Genomic DNA, 1,888 nt, shown 5'->3' with positions numbered 1-1,888 from the left:
CGTGACGTTATCCCAACTGCTGTATTCCAGCTGCGCACCACCAATATCCCAACGGATCAACTCACGAATGCCCCCGGTCGTTGCATCGAACTTCAACAACTGCGTCTTGCCACCCGTCACCGGATCCCAGGTGCTCATCTCGACCTGCTTGCCGGTGACCGGGTCCCATTGCGTCGAGGTCAACGTGACGCCACGCAAGCCATCACGCGTCCCCATTTCCAGTAATCGTCCTGTCACCGCATCATAGTGCTGGTACAGCTCGATATCGCCGCTCTGATGGTATTGCAGGTACTCCACCACCTTGCCGCTCTGCGCATCCCACTTGGTCATGCGGGTCGCCGCTCCCGTAGCCGGATCGGTTTCAAACAGTTGCAATGCGACGCCGGTGGCAGCATCGAAGCTCTGATACGCCGTCTTGCCGCCGGTCACCCCATCCCAGCGATTGACCTCTTCCAGCAATCCGGTAGTACCATTCCAATGTATGCTGCTGGTATGTCCTTGCCCTATCCGGTCCCACGTGTTTTGCTCTACCAACATACCGCTATTGGCATCGAACAGATCCAGCGACAGCTTGACTCCGTTCAATGCATCCCAGCGGTGCACCTCGATCTTGTGGCCGGTGGCAACGTCGAATTTGCTGTACTCGATTTCCTGACCGCTATGGCCGTCTGTTATATGCTGTTCAATCAGGCGACCATTGCTGACATCAAACTTTTGCAACAACAGTTTGCCACCCGTGACCGCATCCCATTGATGCAATTCCTTCATCTTGCCGGTCGCCGGATCCCACACTTCCATTTCCACAATGCCGCCCGTCACCGGGTCGAAGCGATCCACCTCTGTTTTAGCAGTACCAGGACCGGACACCGTTTTGATCACTTCCACCCAGCCCGCGCGGGTAGCGTTTGCCGTTACCTGCAAACTCAGTGTGGTACTGGCATGCAGCCCTGACATCTCTACCGCAGTGATACGCAAACTCAGACTGCCAATCGCCCCAGCCGGTGGCACACCACTGAAGGTATTGTCCAGCGCATTAAAGCTCAACCAGCCCGGCAATGCACTGCCATCAGCCTGTACGACCTGATAGCGCAACACATTGCCAGCTACCGGAGAATTGAACAAACCAGCCGGAATTGCCAGCTTGAACGCCTGACCCGCAGGCGCGCTCACACTGGCATTCGCATTACCGGCCACCGGCGTCTGGTAACCCGCATTCACTTGCAAAGTAAACATTACGCTGGTAGCCAAACCACCCGATTCAGCAGCACTCAGCTTGATCGACAGTGTGCCGACATCGCCATTACCGGCAACGCCGCTGAGTTCACCGGTGGCCGCATTGAGGTGCAACCAGGATGGCAAGGCACTACCGTCGGCCAAGCTCGCTGTATAACGCAGGGTATGACCGGCAACCCCGGCCTTGAACAAGTCGGCCGGCAAATTCAATTGGAACGCCTGACCGGCCAACGCCGCCCGATTCGCCAATTGCTGGGTCAGCACGGGTGGCAAGGAGTGCATATCCAGCGGTAAATTGATCACGGCACTGGCCGCCACATCACTGGTGCCTGTCGCCGACACTTTCAATGCCAACACTCCAACAATTGGATCGGTGGGTATGCCACTGAGTTCGCCTGTCGCGGCATTGATGTGCAGCCATGCCGGCAAGGCACTGCCGTCAGCCAAGGTCGCCGTATACGTCAGGCGCTGGCCCGCCACCGCATCCAGCATCAATTGGTTGGCTAACGCCAGCTTGAATTCACCGTACGCGTGATTGAGTACCGGCAAGGTCACCGGGATATCGATGGCAGCTTCATCGCCGCTCACCGTCTGAATCAAATCACCATTGGCGTTATAGACGAAGCGCGTACTTTGTACCTTGCCATCCGCCGCC

General features: G+C 57.2%; 1 protein-coding gene. It reads right to left on the bottom strand.

Going from position 1 to position 1,888, the window contains the following annotated elements:
• A partial coding sequence (locus tag AKL27_RS26820) for a putative Ig domain-containing protein (protein WP_198156107.1) occupies positions 1-1,888 on the bottom strand: 1,888 nt, incomplete at both ends.

It is taken from the genome of Herbaspirillum autotrophicum (assembly GCF_001189915.1).
GTDB classification, from domain to species: domain Bacteria; phylum Pseudomonadota; class Gammaproteobacteria; order Burkholderiales; family Burkholderiaceae_D; genus Herbaspirillum; species Herbaspirillum autotrophicum.
Note: the sequence above shows the minus strand (reverse complement) of the source record. Positions and strands in the feature narration are given on the sequence as shown.